Consider the following 18,100-nt stretch of genomic DNA (forward strand, 5'->3'; position numbering starts at 1 on the left):
TAGTCTTTTTAATCAGTCAATTTCCCTAATTCATAAGTTTTTTTGTACACAGCATTCTCCTATGACAGGCTTATAAATATCTGTACTAATTTTTTAACTATTTATTTTGCCGCCCTTATCATTATATGATTTTTCTATATATTATTACTTTTCAATCTTTACTCAATTATAGACAATTTTCAAGCATGCTAAAAAATTGTTATAAAATAGTGATACCCGGATTTATATCTTTGTTAAAGATATTTTACCATAATTATAAATGTATGTGGGTCTTTTGCAAAAAAATCACCATATTTTCATTATTTCCTATCAAATGTCTTAATCTATTCATATAAATTTATGGCTTTATAATAATTACTTCGGTATTTTCAACTGCAGTATTTATAAGCGGCTCAAAATCAACAACTGACTCGGACTTTAGTATTTTCTCAAGCTTTGGCTTGGTTTGAGGGTGTTTTGCAACAAACACGGTACAGCAATCTTCATACGGAAGTACTGAAGTATCAAAAGTTTCAATTCTCCGTGCTATATCCACCACTTCGACCTTGTCCATACCAATCAGTGGCCTGAATACAGGCATATTTACAGCGGCATCCGTACAGTAAAGACTCTGCATGGTCTGACTGGCAACCTGTCCCATACTTTCCCCGGTAATAAGTGCCATGGCATTTACTTTTTCAGCTATTTGCTCGGCAATCTTCATCATAATCCTTCGCATAATAATGGTAAGTTGCTCTTCAGGACAATTGTCGTTGATTTTAAGTTGTATCTCTGTAAATGGAACAACATGAAGCCGGATTTTACCACAGTATTGAGCCATAATCTGAGCCAGATCAATTACTTTTTGCTTTGCTCTTTCACTAGTATAAGGGTAGCTATAAAAATGTATTGCTTCAATCTCCACACCTCTTTTACCCATCATCCATCCTGCTACAGGACTGTCAATTCCTCCTGAAAGAAGCAGAAGTGCTTTACCGTTTGACCCAAGAGGCATTCCGCCCTGTGCCTTTAGTGTTTCAGAATAAATATAAGTGCTTTCTCTTACTTCAAGATAAAGTATAAAATCAGGATTTTTAACATCAACAGATAATCCTTCAATATTTTCTAATATAAAGCCTCCAACATCCGCACTGATTTCAGGCGACTGCATGGGAAACCTTTTGTTACCTCTTTTAGTCTCAACCTTGAAAGTCTTGTATCCCTTTTCTTCTACTAGTTTAGATGCCATTTTAAGAGAAGTAGCCTTGATTGTCTCATATTCGGTTTCAATCTTCCAGACAGGGCTTACAGAAACAACACCAAATACCTTGGCTACCTTTGCAAGCACCGAATCAAAGTCATAGTTTTCTTCCTGAGGTTCAATGTAAATTCTGCCCTGAGACTTTATTACCTTGGCTTTTCCAAACTTAAAAATCGCACTCTTTATATTTCCAATAAGTTTATCTTCAAAAACGGGCCTGTTTAAACCCTTTAGAATTATCTCGCCATAGCGTACCAATATTATATTATTCATCTCTTACCTCCACGTTTTATACTTATAATCGGAATAATTTCTTTGAGAGCCTCAATGGTTTCGTCCATTTCACATATATCGTTGGTGTGTGATAAACTGAAACGTATTGCACCGTCTATATACTTAGAACTAACACCCATGGCTTTTAATACATGACTGTGATGTGTCTTACGTGAAGAACATGCCGAGCCTGTTGAAACAAATATATTTTTTTGTTCAAGGTGATGCAGCAGTACTTCCGATTTTAAATTTGGGAATGAAACATTTATAATGTACGGTGATGCACTATCGGGAGAGTTGACAACCGATTCCTCAAATGTTTCATTTACCCTTTTTACAAAATGGTTTCTAAGTTCATTTGTTTTTTTATAATTATCATCAAGCCTTGAAAATATAATTTCTGCTGCCATTCCAAAGCCGCAAATACCCGGTACATTTTCAGTACCCGACCTCAATGTAGATTCCTGGCCTCCGCCTATTAAAACAGGTTTCAATCTCACTCCTTTACGGATATACAACCCTCCAACACCTTTGGGACCGTGTATTTTATGAGAACTAATAGACATTAAGTCGATATTACAGGTTGACGGGTTAATCAGTGTTTTACCAAAAGCTTGAACCGCATCAACATGAATTACAGCCTTGGGACACAGTTTATTTCTAAGATTACAAATTTCTTCTATTGGCTGTACAGAGCCCGTTTCATTGTTTGTATGAATCACACTTATTATGGATGTTTCATCTGAAACAATATCCTTTAAAACATCCAATCTGATAACTCCGTTGTTATCAACAGGAATAAAATCTACTTTATATCCTTCCTGAGCTAATTGCTTGTATACTTCTAAAACAGATGGATGTTCTATTTCACTTGTTATGACATGCTTACCTGCTCTCGGGTTTGCCTTCAGATAACCCAATATTGCCAGATTATTTGATTCAGTTCCTCCTGATGTAAAGCAAATATCTTTTGAATCCACTTTTAAAGCCTCAGCAATCTGGCCTCTTGCTTTTTTTACCAGATTTTCTGATTCGATACCTTTTGTATGTAAGGAAGAAGGGTTTCCGTAAAACTCCCTGCTTACTTTTGCAACATATTCAATAACTTCATCGTATGGCTTTGTGGTAGCACTGTTATCGAGATAAATCTCACTGTTCATATATAACCTCTCATAATTATAACTCGAGCAGTTTATCCCGAGTTATATACTGATTCAAATATATTATTAGTATATATTAATTTTTTATTGCTTTTGGTTATTTTCTTTTTGTTCTAGTTTCTTGCTTAGTTTCTTTAGCTGATCCTTTGTTATGTGTTCTTTCATAAAGTCCTGAATTGTAACACTACGGTATTCATCTACTTCATCAATACACCTTCCACAATCATCACAATGTTTTGTAGAATCAAGATCACATATATCACACTCACCGCAATCTATACATTCTCTGTCATATAGCTCACATTGGTCTTTCATTCTTACTTGCACGATCAATCCTCCAAATCGTGCTACCTCCTTCTAGCATAATATATATAGAACTTATAATCGTCCGATTGCTTTTAGTATACCATAAATTAATGCCTGAGGCCTAGGGGGGCAGCCCGGAATATATACATCTACTGGTAAAATCGTGTCAATCCCATTTCTACCTGCATAACTGTCCTTGAAAAGTCCACCACTGCAAGCACAGGCTCCTACGGCTACTACCAGTTTTGGGGATGGTGTCGCATTATAGGTTTTGACCAATGCTTCTTCCATATTTCTTGAAACGCAGCCCGTCACCAGAAGCATATCTGCATGTCTGGGAGAGGCAACGAAGTGTATCCCAAATCTTTCAATATCGTTATATGGCCCGTTAAGTGCCTGAATTTCATAATCACAACCATTACAAGAGCCGGCGTCAACCTCTCTGATATTAAGGCTTCTTCCAAATTTCTTACCGACTTTTTCATTTAACTTTTTGCCAATCAGTTCATAATCAATACCATTTATTTCTTCATCTCTGACATATAAGGGTGCAGCTCTAAGCAAATCTCTGCTTTTCTGAGCAAGCTCAAAATTATTGGATAATCTTACGGCCTGATTTGAACAGGCTTCTTCACAAAACTTACAAAATATACACTCATCAGCATTTACTGCTGGAAATTTCTCTTTTTCGCCGTCCTTGTCAACCGAAACCACTGCCCCAGTGGGACAAGCAGAAATACATTTACCGCACCGTGTACATTTTGAATAATCAAATTCTGGAATACCTGTAATATACGTACTTTTTGTATTCTTTTTTGGATATTCTACAGTAACCGTACCATGCTGTATCATCTTTTTTACTATGTTATACATTATTCCTCCTAATACGTGCAGTTTTATAAATCGTTTCCTGCATACGAGAGATTAAAGCTTTTATTTATTAACGGAAAGTCCGTCAAAGTATTAGTATTCACCGCATGACAAAGAGCCGGCCAGTTACAGAAAGACGGTGTTCGTACTTTATAGCGGAAAATAGTATTATTCTCACCTGTCATTACAAAATGTATATTTTCGCCTCTGGGAGACTCTGTCATTCCAAAACCATAGGAATATGGCTTCAATTCTCCAATCTCAACAGACACAGGCCCCTCCTCCGGCATTTTTCCCAATACCTGCTTTATAATATTTATAGACTCCATTACTTCTTCTATTTTTACATTCATTCTGCAACTAACGTCACAATTACCATGTTCCGGAATATTAAATTTAAGTTTTGAATATGCATCGTATGGGAATTCTTTTCTCACATCGGTTTTTACACTACTGGCTCTCCCTGCAGGCCCGACCACATTCAAATCTACCGCAATGGAATTTTCTAATATGCCAGTGTGCTCAACCCTATCTATAAACATTCCGTTATTTTTTATAATAGATACTGTTTCCTTAAATTCTTTATCCAGCTTGTTAATGCATTCCAGAATAATCTTCTCATTATTACGTATAAAGTCACGTCTTAAACCACCGGGTTTATTAGTATTTCTGAGAAATCTGCTGCCTGTAAGTTGTTCATTCAGAAGTTGTATCCATCTCCTCATCATTCCCAACTGGCCTGAAGGAAATATATAAGCCGTATCTACACATAGTCCTGATATATCCCCTAAATGACCACATATACGTTCAAGTTCCGCAAATATTACTCTCGAATATGCTGCACGTTCCGGAATATATGTGATGCCATTTAGTTTTTCGATTGCATGGCAGAAAGCCAGTGAATTAGTAAATGTTTCATCCCCTGAAATTCTTTCAGAAAACAAAAGAGCCTTCATATAATGCTGGTTCTCACATAGCTTTTCAAGTCCACGGTGTACATAATATAGTTTTGCTTCAAGGTTTATTATTGGTTCCCCTGCCACACTGAATCGGAAATGGCCCGGCTCGATAATACCAGCATGAACAGGCCCCACCGGCACTTCAAAAACACCCTTACCGGTAATAGTTGAAAATTCTAAATCCATTTGCTGAAACGGAAGATGTTTATTGGCTTTGAAGTCCCTTTTTAAAGGGTGAACGTTCAGAGGAAAATTTCCGTGGTGAACCAGCTCCCTGCTGTCAGGACATCCTTCAAAATCTATCCCATACATATCATGAATCTCACGTTCATACAAGCTTGCAGCCGGTACATCTAAAGCTATGGAATCGATCCTTGCTGAACCATCATTCTCAAGTTTCGAATACAGTGTAACTAGCGTATTTGACGATCTTACCGCAAATGTATAATAAACAGTAAGCTTATTGTCAATTGGTGTAGTGTCATTTGCAAATAAATCAACAAGCACACATTCAATATTTTTATATACATTAATGCAGTCCTCCTTCACAGTGGAAGAAGAAATGCAGAAGTATACTTCATTTTCATTGATAAGCCTGCTTTCAAGTACATGAGTGGATAATAGTCTATTTATCGTATCAAATATAGCTTCCGAAACCATCAGCTAACCCCCAATTCCCAGTATTATATTGGTTGTATTGTCCATTAACTCTTTGAAAGGCGTCGGAATATATATCCCTGCCAAAACCGTAATACATAAAAGAATAATAAGTACCGCCGGCCCGATAATATCCAGTTCCCCCTGTTTTATTTCAGGGTTGCTATTTTTACCATAAAACATTTTTCCCAACTGTTTTGTAAATCCGGCAAAAACCATTGAAAGAAATATTAAAAGCAAAGCCGTTACCAGGTATTTTTTTGAAAACAGTGTTCCCACAACAGTATTAAATTCACTCATAAACACACCAAAAGGAGGCATACCGGTTATTGCAAAAGTACCAAGGACAAAAACAATTCCTGTTACAGGCATTGTTTTTATAAGACCATGAATACTGGAAATCTTTTTGGTGTGATGCTTTAAATAAACATTTCCCGTTGCCAGAAACAACATCAATTTTGTCATTGCGTGATTAAAGATATGGTAAAGTGCCGCAAAAATGCTTACCGGCGTACAAATTCCAAGACCTAAAGCAATGATTCCCATATGTTCTATACTGGAATAAGCCAATATACGTTTATAGTCCTGCTGAACCAGTATGAATACAGCTGCGGTACCAATTGAAAGTATGCTCAGTAAAATCAGCAGATTTCCGGTGTAATTACTGCTTCCCAGACATTTATTCACAATGGACATAACCCTTATTACCCCATACATTGCTGTATTGAGCAATACTCCGGATAAAAGTGCACTTACAGGGGAAGGTGCCTGGCTGTGAGCATCCGGAAGCCATGTATGCATAGGTGAAAAACCAACCTTTGTACCGAAACCTATTAATATAAAAATAAATGCGATTTTTAAAATACTCGGGTCAAGTGCAACCGCATATTTGATAAGATAACTCCAATCAAGTCCCGAAATCCTTGCTCCTCCCAATTTAACAGTTGACGAGTAAAACAGGAGTATAATTCCAAGCAGGGCAAACGCAATACCAACCGAGCAAATAATAAGGTACTTCCAAGCAGCTTCGATTGCACGCTTATTATTGTAAAAACCAACCAAAAACGCAGAAGCCAGAGTAGTGGCCTCAATTGAAATCCACATGACTCCCATATTACGAGTAGTTAAAGCCAATATCATTGACAGTACAAATGCATTGGATAATGAATAATATAACTTTAGCTTACCAATTGTAATAACCTTTTTCTTCAATTCCTGTCCAAAATAACTTATTGAGTAGAGAGAAACTAAAAAGAATGCCAGTGTAGTTATAAACAATATGTAGCCGCTTAGTGAGTCCATATAGAAAAGATTTTTGAATAAACCAGAGCTTGCGATCACCTTGTTATTATTAATATCAATAAGTGAAAGGATTGATATTATCAGTAATCCTGCTGCCCCAATTAAATTTATAGCATGTATAAATAATTTATTTTTACTAATCCATACCAGCCCACCTGCCAGTACCGGTATAACTATAAATGCCGGAATCATATGCCCTCCCAGAAACTTAATTAATTTAACCTTTTAAATGCTTTAGTTTGTTTACATCTATTGAATCAAACGTGCTATTAATTTTAAAAACAAATATGCCCATAATCAAAAACGCAGTTAATAAATCAAAGAAAAGACCAAGTTCAACAATCATCGGCATTCCATCAGTAGTCATCATTGCAGCCAGAAACAATCCATTTTCGATTACAAGAAATCCAATAATCTGTCCCAATGCCTTTTTTCTGCTTATCATGAAGAATAATCCAATCATCACAACGGATAAAGAATAAATAAGATAATTTTCTGTTGTGGGATTTGTAATACCTTCTACATTATGAACGACATACCAACAAAGAACAACCAGTCCGCAGCATATAAGCATTGAAATAGGAATATTTATAAAAAAATCCTTTTCTACCTTGTATTCCACCCTGTCGGAGGTTCTTCTCATAGCCATTGGAATTACTACTACTTTAAATACTACAATCAACAAAAAAATAAAAATAACCTCATCGAACTTCTTTGTCTCAACCATACTTTTTACTGATATAATCAGTGAAATCAAAGCAAGTAGGAGTGACTGAAGTCTGAATGTTGTAATATAGGCATTTTGACGCTTATTTGCCACAAGCGTAAAAGACGAAATCAATATAAGAATTGCTAAAAGGTTTAAAGCATTATTGTACATTTATTTACCTCCATACCATATTGTTTTTATCTTAAAACAAAGCGGGTTAAAAAACCTAAAATAGCAATAATGAGAGCAATTGCAGCATAGTTGGGAAGACTGAAAAGCCTGAATTTGACTGTATTAATCTCAATAAAACCAACTAAAAAGGTAATTATTATTAATTTCAATAGATATATACCAAGTCCAACTAATATATTTTCCATGTTTAAACCAACAGGAATTAATATGTTAGCCATAAATGTCATAAATACCAATTGCTTTATATATGTACCCATTTCAATAAAAGCCAGATGCCTACCCGAGTATTCCAAAGTCATTGCTTCGTGGACCATGGTAAGCTCAAGATGTGTTGAAGGGTCATCAACCGGAATCCTAGATGACTCTGCAATCATTACCATCAGCATGGCTGCAAACAACAATATATTTATTGTTGAAAAAGTACTAGAGCTGTTATTTACTGCATAATCATATATTGAAAAAACACTTGTTGAAGCAATCTCTGGGTTTGCGCCTACTGTAATAATAATAAGAAAGAGCGCAGGTTCAACCAAAGCTGAAACCAGCAATTCCCTACTGCTTCCCATACCTCCGAAGGTACTTCCGGTGTCCAGCCCTGCCAAAGCCATAAAAATACGTCCGGCTACCAAAAGATAAACTATTACCAGAAGATCAGTATAAAAGGAAAACCCTTTAAACTGGTATACTATAGGCAAGCACATAGCTGCAGCAAGGGAAGTTATAAAATAAACATATGGTGCCACATTGTAAATCCATGAAGAAGTGCTTGATATCACCAAATCTTTTTTTAATAGCTTTATCAGATCATAATAGGGTTGAAAAATTGAAGCACCTATTTTATGCTGTATTTTTGATTTGATTTTCCTTATTACTCCGGTAAATAGCGGAGCTATTAAAAGTATAAAAAACATTTGAAAAATAAACTTTAATATTGACACAAACATATTAACAATCCTTTTTATTGTTGATAAATTTTTATAATCATGCCGTAAATGAATAGTATAAAAGCATAAGCACCATAATCCCAAAGAAATACATTAAATAGGCATGTATACTCCCTGTCTGAACAGTAAAACGGATTTTCCTTGAAAAATAAATTATAGTTCTGACAACAGGTTGATATAGGTATTTTTCAAAAAATTTCACTGTAGATGTTGTATATATGCCCGCTTTAATATGATAAGGTGCAATTCCTTCTGTTATTTCTAAGTCCCTTGTAGGTTTAAATAATCCTCTGAATATAATTCTCAAAGATTTAGAAAATCCTGTAGCAGAATACTGCATTTTAGAATTTAGTTTTGTAAATCCGCAATCCCACGTATTATAACGTTCAACGGAGGTTCTTTTTCTTAGTGCCATTATCACTAATAATAACAAAGCTCCCAATACTACCAGCAAAATAGCAATAAGACCCGTAGATATGCTTAAACTGTTGTTATCCACCGGGTAATACCGGGGTGACAATAGCGACCAGTCTGTTGCTAACATCTCTATATCAATCAATTGGCTGCCAACACTGTCTAGAAGTCTTATGGCATAATTGGGGAAAATACCAAGCAACAGACAGAGCACTGCTGCTGATGCAAGTGCCACAAGCATAGGCTTTCCCGGTTCCCTGGCATTTTCAGCCTCTTTACTTCTTGGCATTCCCAAAAAGCTAATACCGAAAAATTTAACAAAACAGAATGCAACCAAAGCCCCGGTTAAAGCAAGTGCAGCTGCAGCAACCATTAGGACTACAACCAGCAGGAAGCTTTGGGATGGTGCAAAATGGCTGATACTGCTAATAATCGTCCTAAAAATCATATATTCGCTTATGAAGCCGTTAAAGGGCGGTACTGCAGAAATAGAAAGGCAACCTATGAAAATAAACACTGAGGCTATAGGCATTTTTTTTATTAACCCGCCCAGTTTCTCCATATTTTTGGTATGCGCTGAATATTGAACTGCACCTGCACCCATGAAAAGCAGTGATTTGAAAACTGCGTGATTCAATGTATGCAGAAGTGTTGCCATTAAGGACAGCGAGAGCAGAAAATAATTACCCGAAGCTCTTGCAATAAGCATTATTCCAAGACCTGCCAAAATAATCCCCATATTTTCTATGCTGGAATATGCCAATAACCTTTTAATATTTGTGGTAGAAGCGATAGAATATGTAATTCCGATTAATGCTGAAGCAATACCTGTGCAAAGGACTACTACTCCCCACCACAAATCTCCAACAGGAAGAATGTTAAAAATAAATCTTATAAGGCCATAAACAGCCATCTTTATCATGACTCCCGACATCAAAGCTGATATATTGCTTGGAGCCACCGGGTGGGCATATGGCAACCAGATATGAACAGGAATAATACCTGCTTTGGTTCCAAACCCAATTAATAATAGAAGAAAAATGATATTAGCAGCACCTTGAGGTATGGATTGTAAATTAATTGATGTAAAATTAAAACTGCCTGTATACGCTGCAATCAAAACAAAGGCTGCCGTAATACAAGCTGTTCCGGTATAAGTCATTATAATGTATATCCTGCCGGCTTTCTGAACATCCTCTTTTTCATGCTCAAATATAACGAGAAAAAAAGAAACAAGAGACATCAACTCCCAAAAAACCAAGAAAAGCAGCAGGTTACTGCTTGAGACCAAAAGAACCATTGAAACAATAAACAGGTTGTACAAACAACCGAAAATAAATATATTTTTTTTGGAAAAGTAGTGGGACATATATGTATATGAGAATAACGAAACAATAAGTGCTATTATTGAAATAATCATTATAAAAAATGCAGATAGATTATCAATATTAAATTTTATAGTTAAAAAAGGAATATTTGTATTAAAATTTATATTTATTGATACGTCTCTGGAATATATCAACTTGTAAATCATTAAGAATGTAATTAAGCTACTTGCTAAAAGTGCAAAGGTATTTGACAATCTGTTGGACCACTTTGAACTTGAGAATGATGCTAGAGATGTCAATGCTCCGGTTATATACAAAATTACACTTACTATGAAGAACACTGCTATTTGATTTGACGACATGAACCACAAACCTCCAAAGAACCCCTTATTATAAAGACTTAATAAACACAGGTTATATAATACTACCATGAATTTTAAATGTCAAATAAGCACGATTCTTTGTTTGAAAATGATATTTTTTTATTTATCAAATCAAAAATTATTTCATTATATATTTATTTGTCGACCGGTACCAGTAGAGATACGTTCTCACTTAAATCACTTGAATTCATATGATTTATCTTTTTTATTAAATATATCTTCTTTCTGATATCAGTATTACCACCGTACTTCGAGGCTATAGACCATAAGGAATCACCCTTTCCTACCGTAACCGTAATGTATTGTTTATCAGTAAAACCTGCCACTGTGACTGTATAAATCAAAGTAAATGTAATAAATAGAGTAAAGAACAAAAAACTTAAAAATCTCTTCTTATTTTTTAAAACATATTTTTTTCTTGCCATATTAACCCTCCTCAATAGCAAACATACGTTCTTTATACTTATATTCTAAGGAACGTGTGTTCTTTTGTCAATAGTTTTTGGAAAAACATCCGAACATTAGTTTGATTTCCTGGTTTGTATGTGTTATACTATAGCAGTAATAACTGCACTTTTTGGATAATACGACTATTAAGACTTTTATTACATAAAAATATGAGCATAAGCTCAGGGAGGTCTTTATGGCAAAAAAGAATTCTAACAAACAACAGGAAATTCTTGATTATGTTTATAAATGTGTTCATGAAAATGGTTATCCGCCTTCTGTAAGGGAAATATGTTCAGCGGTAGGTTTTAAGTCAACTTCTACGGTACATTCCTATCTGCAAAAGCTTATTGATAGCGGACTTCTTCAAAAGGATCCTACTAAACCAAGAGCAATCAAAATTTTAAATAAAACAAACCAGGTTAAAGAAAGCCGTACCAGTAAAGATGGGTATTATACGTCCCGTGAAATGGTGGATGTTCCGGTTGTGGGAAGAGTTACTGCAGGCCAGCCTATTCTTGCCGTTGAAAACATTACGGATACTTTTCCCCTCCCTGTAGATTTCGTACAAAACAGCGATGCATTTATGCTCAGAATTCAAGGTGAGAGTATGGTAGAAGCAGGAATACTTGACAAGGACTTTGTACTTGTAAGACAGCAGTCTTCTGCCAATAATGGAGACATTGTTGTAGCCTTGATTGGCGATGAGGCCACTTGTAAAACCTTTTATCGTGAAAAAGACTACATAAGGCTTCAACCGCAGAACAGCAGTATGGAACCAATTATTGTAAAAGATGATTTGTCAATTCTAGGAAAAGTAATTGGTGTATTCAGACGAATGTAGCTATAATTCTTTACATAACAAATAAAAAACGCAAAAGGACAAATTTTTGTGATCCTCTTGCGTTTTATTATTTACATATTTTTAATATGTAGTATTATTCTTTTCCCTGCTCATTAAAAATAAGATTCACCGATTTCATTGGACTTATAGTGGAAATTGCATGCTTGTATACTAACTGCTGCTTTCCGTCACTGTCAAGAACCACAGTGAAATTATCAAACCCCTTAACCATACCCTTTAATTGAAACCCATTTGTAAGATAGATAGTAACAGCAATGTGTTCCTTTCTTACCTGATTCAAAAAAATGTCCTGCAAATTAATAGTATTCTTTACCAAAGTAATTCACTCCTTTGTTATATATATATTTATCCATAAGCTATCCCCACAAAAATCGGGCTTAACTTAAATTTGATATACTAAAACCACTCTTTTTTATTTTACTAGATAATGCCATTTCATGCAACAAGAATATAGTTCTACCAAGGTTTTTAGCCTTTTACGTATTCAAAAATCTCATTTATTACATTTATATTATTTCCAGAATTATCTATATTAAACCATTTAATTCCGTTAATTCTCTTAAACCATGTAATCTGTCTTTTTGCATATCTTCTGGTTCCCTGTTTTATGTTTTCGATTGCCTGCTCAAGTGTTATATTATTTCTCAAAAATTCCAGTATTTCTTTATATCCAATGCCCTGCATGGAAATTATGCTATCGGCATAACCAAGGTCTACAAGCCTTTTTACTTCATCTACAAGACCATTTTGTATCATAATGTCCACTCTTTTATTTATTCGTTCATATAAAACCTGCCTGTCCATATTCAAACCTACAAGAACAAATTGGTATCTGGGAGGTATACTCCTTGATATCTCATTATGATAAGAAATAGGCTTTTGTGTCTGATAGTACACTTCCAAAGCTCTTATTACTCTTTTTATGTTATTGGGGTGAATATTCATAGCTGAATCCGGGTCAACTTCCTGTAACTTTTTATGGAGATGCTCAGGACCTAATTCTTCTGTCTCTTTTTTTAAAGTTTCTCTAAGTTCCCAGTCGCTTTCACTTTCACTAAAGTTAATATTGTTTATCAAAGAACTGGTATAAAGTCCTGTGCCCCCTGCTACAATTGGCTGCTTACCCTTTTCAAGAATGATGTCTATATATTTTTCGGCCAGTTCCTTAAACCTTACAACATTAAAGTCCCCATTGGGAAGTACTTCATCAATAAGATAATGTTTTATACCCTGCATTTCTTCCTTGGTTGGTTTTGCAGTTCCAATATCCATATATTTGTAAATCTGCATGGAATCAGCAGAAATAATTTCTCCATTCATTCTTTTTGCAAGCTCAATTGATAAATTTGTTTTTCCTGATGCAGTAGGGCCAACTATTACTATAACTCGGTTCATAAGTTCCCTTTCTAAACAATTCTTTTAAACATTTTTTCTATTTCATACTTTGTCAGACGTATTACGGTAGGACGTCCGTGAGGACAGGTATACCGTCGCCCTGTATTGGAGAGTTCAGTCAACAGCTGATGTACTTCTTTTTCATCAAGTTTTTTATTTGCCTTTATAGCAGCCTTGCACGCAATAGTATGAATTATCTCATCAGCTAAAGGTGTGCTGACAGGTTTTATTGATTCCTGAAGCTTTTGTGTCAACTCTATAAATATATCTCTTGGCGAGCAGTCACCTACCATATACGGAATTCCTCTAATAATAATGGAATTGTTTCCAAAATCCTCAAAAACGAATCCTATACCATTCAAAAGTTCATGCTTTGTTTTTATTGCATCCAGTTCAAATGGCTGAAGTTGAATGACTACGGGCTCCAGCAATAACTGAGTTGTGTTTTCCTGAGAATCATACTTTGTTCTGAGCTTTTCGTATATTATTCGCTCATGTGCTGCATGTTGATCTACCATTACAAGCTCATCATTACTCTGTAAAAGAATATATGTAGAAAAGGCCTGACCTATGTATTTCATATCGGCAAGCTCAGGATGTACCTTTTCTGTTCTTACTGACCTGTCATCTTCAATTAAAACATCTTCAACATCCTCAGAGAAATCAGCCTCTTTGATTACATCAGAATTATTGTTAAGCTCATCAGAATTTTCCTGTTTCTTCTCAACTGTCACAGACTGTGGTTGCCTTACGTTATATTCTTCAGGCTTTGTAAAGGTAAGAGAGGACGTATCTGTCTGCGGCTTTTCCGTGAATGTACTTATTTTATGTACATCAGTCTTTGCTAATGGTTCCAGAGCTTTTGTAAATAACCGTATTTCATCCGCTTTTTTATTGTCATCCTGCTTTTTGTTTAATTCAATTTCCTTTTGAACATATTCCATTTTAGGTTCAGAATTACCTGAAAACTTAAACAGCTCTCTATCTTTATTCGGGACCGATACAGGATTAAATAGGCTTCCACCTGTAGTAAGTGCATTTGAAACAGCTATATATATGGTTCTGGACAAATAGCTTTCGTCAGCGAACCGTACCTCGGTTTTTGCAGGATGTACGTTAGCATCTACCAATACAGGGTTTATATCAATATTCAATACAAAAAAAGGAAACCTGTTTTTCATAAGTATGCTTGAAAAAGCTTGTTCAACAGAATATGATACCAGTTTACTTTTTACGTATCTTTTATTTATATAAAGGGACTGATAGTTTCTGTTGGATCTGGCAGCTTCAGGTTTCCCTACATACCCGCTTATCTTTATCTTTTCATCTGCGTATTCTACCGCAACAAGATCTTTTATAATTTCTTTTCCGTATATACTGTAAATTACACTTTTTAGGTCATTATTTCCCGGGGTATGAATTAATGTTGTTTTTCCGTTTGTCAGTTTAAAAGAAATATCCGGATTACCCAAAGCTATTCTCGATATTGTATCAGAAATATAACCCGCTTCTGTAGAATCCTTCTTCAAAAACTTGTAACGTGCCGGAGTGTTGAAAAACAAATCTTTAATAATAAAGGTTGTCCCGACAGGACATCCTGTCTGCCTTACATCTTGGAAAACTCCACCTTTTATGTGTACGTACATTCCGTATGTACTTGCAGCTGTCTTTGTCATAAGTTCAACAGACGCAACTGAGGCTATACTTGCCAGAGCTTCCCCCCTGAAACCCATTGTTATAACGGAATCAAGATCCTCTGCCCTTTTAATTTTACTTGTGGCATGACGCTCGAAAGCAATTTCTACATCGTCCTCATCCATGCCACTTCCGTTATCAGTAATCTTTATATAGGATATGCCACCATTCTTTATATCTACTGAGATGCTGGTTGCACCGGCATCAATAGAGTTCTCCACTAATTCCTTTACAACTGAAGCAGGCTTTTCGACAACTTCCCCGGCCGCTATTTTATTTGAAGTATTTTCATCCAGTACAATTATGCGTCCCATAATTCACCCCATATCATATCAATAACTATTCCCGGTTGTTCATTTTCCTTTGAAGCTCATATAATATGTTCATTGCATCAATGGGAGTTAGTCTTGATATATCAATTTTTCTTATCTCCTCAAGTATTTCGGCATCAGCAGATGCTTTTGCAGCTTGTGCAAACAAATCCAACTGTCCGTCAACCTGTTTCTTTAATCTTCGTACTTTTCCGTTCCTGTTTATATCAGCATCATCCAAGTTTGCCAATATTTCTTTTGCCCTGTCAATAACGGCATGCGGTACTCCGGCAAGCTTTGCCACCTGTATACCATAGCTTCCGTCAGCACCGCCTCGGATTATTTTTCTGAGGAATATTACATCGTCTCCCTTTTCCTTGACTGTTATACAGTAGTTCTTAATGCCGGGCAGCTTTCCTTCAAGCTCGGTTAATTCATGGTAATGAGTTGCAAACAGTGTTCTGCAGCCTAGCTGCTCCTTGCTTACAATGTACTCAATTACAGCCCATGCAATACTTAATCCGTCAAAGGTGCTTGTTCCCCTGCCTATCTCATCAAGAACAAGAAGACTTCTTTTTGTTGCATTAATTAATATATTTGCTACCTCTGACATCTCAACCATAAAAGTACTTTGTCCCGATGCCAGGTCATCAGAAGCCCCTACTCTTGTAAAAATCCTGTCCACCAAACCGATTTTTGCAGAAGCAGCCGGGACAAAGCTTCCTATTTGAGCCATCAAAACAATAAGTGCAGTTTGCCTCATGTACGTTGATTTACCTGCCATGTTAGGGCCTGTTATTATAGCAAGTCTGTCCTCTTCCATGTCAAGGACAGTATCATTTGGAACAAATCCGCTTTTGTCAGTCATTTTTTCTACCACAGGGTGTCTTCCGTCTACTATTTCTATCTTGTCAGAAACAGAAACATCAGGTTTACAGTATCCTTCCCTGTCGGCTACTTCCGCAAGCGAAGCCAGTACGTCAATTTCTGCAAGAGCTCTTGCAGTTGACTTTATTCTTGATAATTGCTCTGCAATCTTGTCCTTTATTTGAACAAATAGGCTGTACTCCAACTGTACTATCTTTTCTTCCGCTCCAAGAATATTGTCCTCAATTTCTTTGAGCTCCGGGGTTATATACCTTTCACAATTGGCAAGTGTCTGCTTTCTGATATATTCCTCAGGTACAAGGGAAAAATATGATTTAGTTACTTCGATATAATAGCCGAATACCCTGTTAAAACCTACCTTGAGGTTTTTTATACCTGTTTTTTCACGTTCCGAAGCCTCGAGAGCCGCTATCCAGTCCTTACCCTGTATTGAAGCCATCCTGAGCTTATCTACTTCAGAATTGTATCCGTCTTTGATTATTCCCCCTTCTTTTATTGTTACAGGAGGGTCGTCAATTATTGATATATCTATAAGATTACAAACATCTTCAAGGGAATCCAGCTGGTGATAGCAATTTTTTATATACTCTGTTTCAAACCCGTCAAGCAGGTTTTTTATGTAAGGTATCTGACACATGGAATTTTTAAGTGCTATCAAGTCTCTGCAATTCACACTGCCCAGTATTACCTTTCCCATCAGTCTTTCAATGTCATATACCCTTTTAAGTAACTCTCTTGCTTCTACTCTTGCCATAAACTTGTTTTTAAGCTCTTCTACAGCATTGAGACGAAGAGAGATATCACCGTGATTTATTAATGGCTGTTCAATCCATTTTCTAAGCAACCTTCCCCCCATAGAGGTCATGGTTTTATCCAGTACCCACAGAAGGGAACCCTTCTTTGACTTTTCACGCATGGTTTCCGTAAGCTCAAGGTTTCTACGGGATGAAGCATCCAGAATCATGTATTCTTCAAGTGCGTATGAATTAAAATTCTGTATGTGACTCAAATTTACTTTTTGAGTACTTTCCAGATATTTTAGAAGGGCTCCTGATGCATTAACCGCAATGTCATATTCCTGAATATTCAACGCCTTGTTTTCAAATTGATTTTTCAGGGTATCAATTGCATTTCCATACTCAAAAGAAGTTTCTTCAAAGGTTGACACATATGTATTAAATTTTTGCTTTATTTCAGATGTAAGCTCATTGTCACCATTTAACTCGGTATTAACAATAATTTCAGACGGAAGGTACTTTGCAATCTCATCAAAAAGTTTCCCCCTTGTGTTGCCCCAGGTTATTCTCGTTGCATAGAAATCACCTGTTGTTATGTCTACTGCCCCCAAGCCGTAAAAATTACCGTTTTTATAAATAGACATAAGATAATTATTTTTTCTTTCGTCAAGCATAGTAATATCGGTAACAGTACCGGGTGTAACGACCTTTATTACATCCCTTTTAACGATTCCCTTTGCCAGTGCAGGGTCTTCAACCTGCTCGCAAATTGCAACCTTGTACCCCTTTGAAACCAAACGGGCCACATAATTATCGGCAGCGTGAAAAGGAACGCCGCACATAGGTGCACGCTCCTCAAGACCGCAATCCCTTCCGGTTAGTGTAATCTCCAGTTCCCTGGACGCCAGCTCCGCATCTGAGAAAAACATCTCATAGAAGTCTCCCAGCCGAAAAAATAAAATACAATCCTTATATTGTTCCTTTATATCCAGGTACTGCTGCATCATTGGCGTAACAGTTCCCAT

General features: G+C 36.1%; 15 protein-coding genes. 1 reads left to right on the plus strand and 14 read right to left on the minus strand.

Annotated elements, in window-relative coordinates:
• Positions 1-337: 337 nt before the first annotated feature.
• The 10 genes from thiI to CLO1100_RS09655 form a co-directional block, all read right to left on the minus strand.
• Positions 338-1,513 (minus strand): tRNA uracil 4-sulfurtransferase ThiI, encoded by a 1,176-nt coding sequence (gene thiI, locus CLO1100_RS09610; protein WP_014313561.1) that lies wholly within the window; start codon positions 1,511-1,513, stop codon positions 338-340.
• Positions 1,510-2,673, minus strand: a complete 1,164-nt coding sequence (locus CLO1100_RS09615; protein WP_014313562.1) for a cysteine desulfurase family protein — start codon at positions 2,671-2,673, stop codon at positions 1,510-1,512. The genes thiI and CLO1100_RS09615 overlap by 4 nt, the downstream gene beginning before the upstream one ends.
• Before the next feature lie 84 nt (positions 2,674-2,757).
• Positions 2,758-3,000 carry a hypothetical protein gene (locus CLO1100_RS09620; RefSeq protein ID WP_014313563.1) on the minus strand — a complete coding sequence of 81 codons (243 nt, stop codon included), beginning with the start codon at positions 2,998-3,000 and terminating at the stop codon, positions 2,758-2,760.
• Positions 3,001-3,051: 51 nt separating this feature from the next.
• Complete coding sequence (nuoB, locus tag CLO1100_RS09625) at positions 3,052-3,852, minus strand: NADH-quinone oxidoreductase subunit NuoB (RefSeq protein ID WP_014313564.1); 801 nt, start codon at positions 3,850-3,852, stop codon at positions 3,052-3,054.
• A gap of 23 nt (positions 3,853-3,875) precedes the next feature.
• Positions 3,876-5,468, minus strand: a complete 1,593-nt coding sequence (locus CLO1100_RS09630) for an NADH-quinone oxidoreductase subunit C (RefSeq protein ID WP_014313565.1) — start codon at positions 5,466-5,468, stop codon at positions 3,876-3,878.
• Positions 5,469-5,471: 3 nt separating this feature from the next.
• Entirely contained in the window at positions 5,472-6,959 is a 1,488-nt protein-coding gene (locus CLO1100_RS09635; protein WP_014313566.1) for a hydrogenase 4 subunit F, read from the minus strand.
• 25 nt (positions 6,960-6,984) lie between these two features.
• Positions 6,985-7,647, minus strand: coding sequence for a hydrogenase (locus tag CLO1100_RS09640; RefSeq protein ID WP_014313567.1), 663 nt, complete (start codon positions 7,645-7,647; stop codon positions 6,985-6,987).
• 26 nt (positions 7,648-7,673) lie between these two features.
• Complete coding sequence (locus CLO1100_RS09645; protein WP_014313568.1) at positions 7,674-8,612, minus strand: NADH-quinone oxidoreductase subunit H; 939 nt, start codon at positions 8,610-8,612, stop codon at positions 7,674-7,676.
• 37 nt (positions 8,613-8,649) lie between these two features.
• Complete coding sequence (locus tag CLO1100_RS09650) at positions 8,650-10,716, minus strand: hydrogenase 4 subunit B (protein WP_014313569.1); 2,067 nt, start codon at positions 10,714-10,716, stop codon at positions 8,650-8,652.
• Positions 10,717-10,871: 155 nt separating this feature from the next.
• Entirely contained in the window at positions 10,872-11,162 is a 291-nt protein-coding gene (locus tag CLO1100_RS09655; protein ID WP_014313570.1) for a LysM peptidoglycan-binding domain-containing protein, read from the minus strand.
• Positions 11,163-11,380: 218 nt separating this feature from the next.
• Between CLO1100_RS09655 and lexA the strand changes: the two genes are divergently transcribed.
• A complete protein-coding gene (lexA, locus tag CLO1100_RS09660; protein WP_014313571.1) occupies positions 11,381-12,028 on the plus strand; it encodes a transcriptional repressor LexA in 648 nt (215 codons plus the stop codon).
• Between the two features lie 94 nt (positions 12,029-12,122).
• Here the strand turns inward: lexA and hfq are convergent, their stop codons facing one another.
• The 4 genes from hfq to mutS all read right to left on the minus strand — a co-directional run bounded on the left by hfq (position 12,123) and on the right by mutS (position 18,100).
• Positions 12,123-12,365, minus strand: coding sequence for an RNA chaperone Hfq (gene hfq / locus CLO1100_RS09665; protein ID WP_004618053.1), 243 nt, complete (start codon positions 12,363-12,365; stop codon positions 12,123-12,125).
• 152 nt (positions 12,366-12,517) lie between these two features.
• The gene (miaA, locus tag CLO1100_RS09670) at positions 12,518-13,444 is read right to left on the minus strand and encodes a tRNA (adenosine(37)-N6)-dimethylallyltransferase MiaA (protein ID WP_014313572.1); all 927 of its coding nucleotides are present in this window, start codon (positions 13,442-13,444) and stop codon (positions 12,518-12,520) included.
• An 11-nt stretch (positions 13,445-13,455) separates the two neighbouring features.
• Positions 13,456-15,453 carry a DNA mismatch repair endonuclease MutL gene (gene mutL / locus CLO1100_RS09675; RefSeq protein WP_014313573.1) on the minus strand — a complete coding sequence of 666 codons (1,998 nt, stop codon included), beginning with the start codon at positions 15,451-15,453 and terminating at the stop codon, positions 13,456-13,458.
• Positions 15,454-15,478: 25 nt separating this feature from the next.
• Complete coding sequence (gene mutS / locus CLO1100_RS09680; protein WP_014313574.1) at positions 15,479-18,100, minus strand: DNA mismatch repair protein MutS; 2,622 nt, start codon at positions 18,098-18,100, stop codon at positions 15,479-15,481.

Origin of the sequence: Clostridium sp. BNL1100 (assembly GCF_000244875.1) — a bacterium.
GTDB lineage: Bacteria > Bacillota > Clostridia > Acetivibrionales > DSM-1351 > Ruminiclostridium.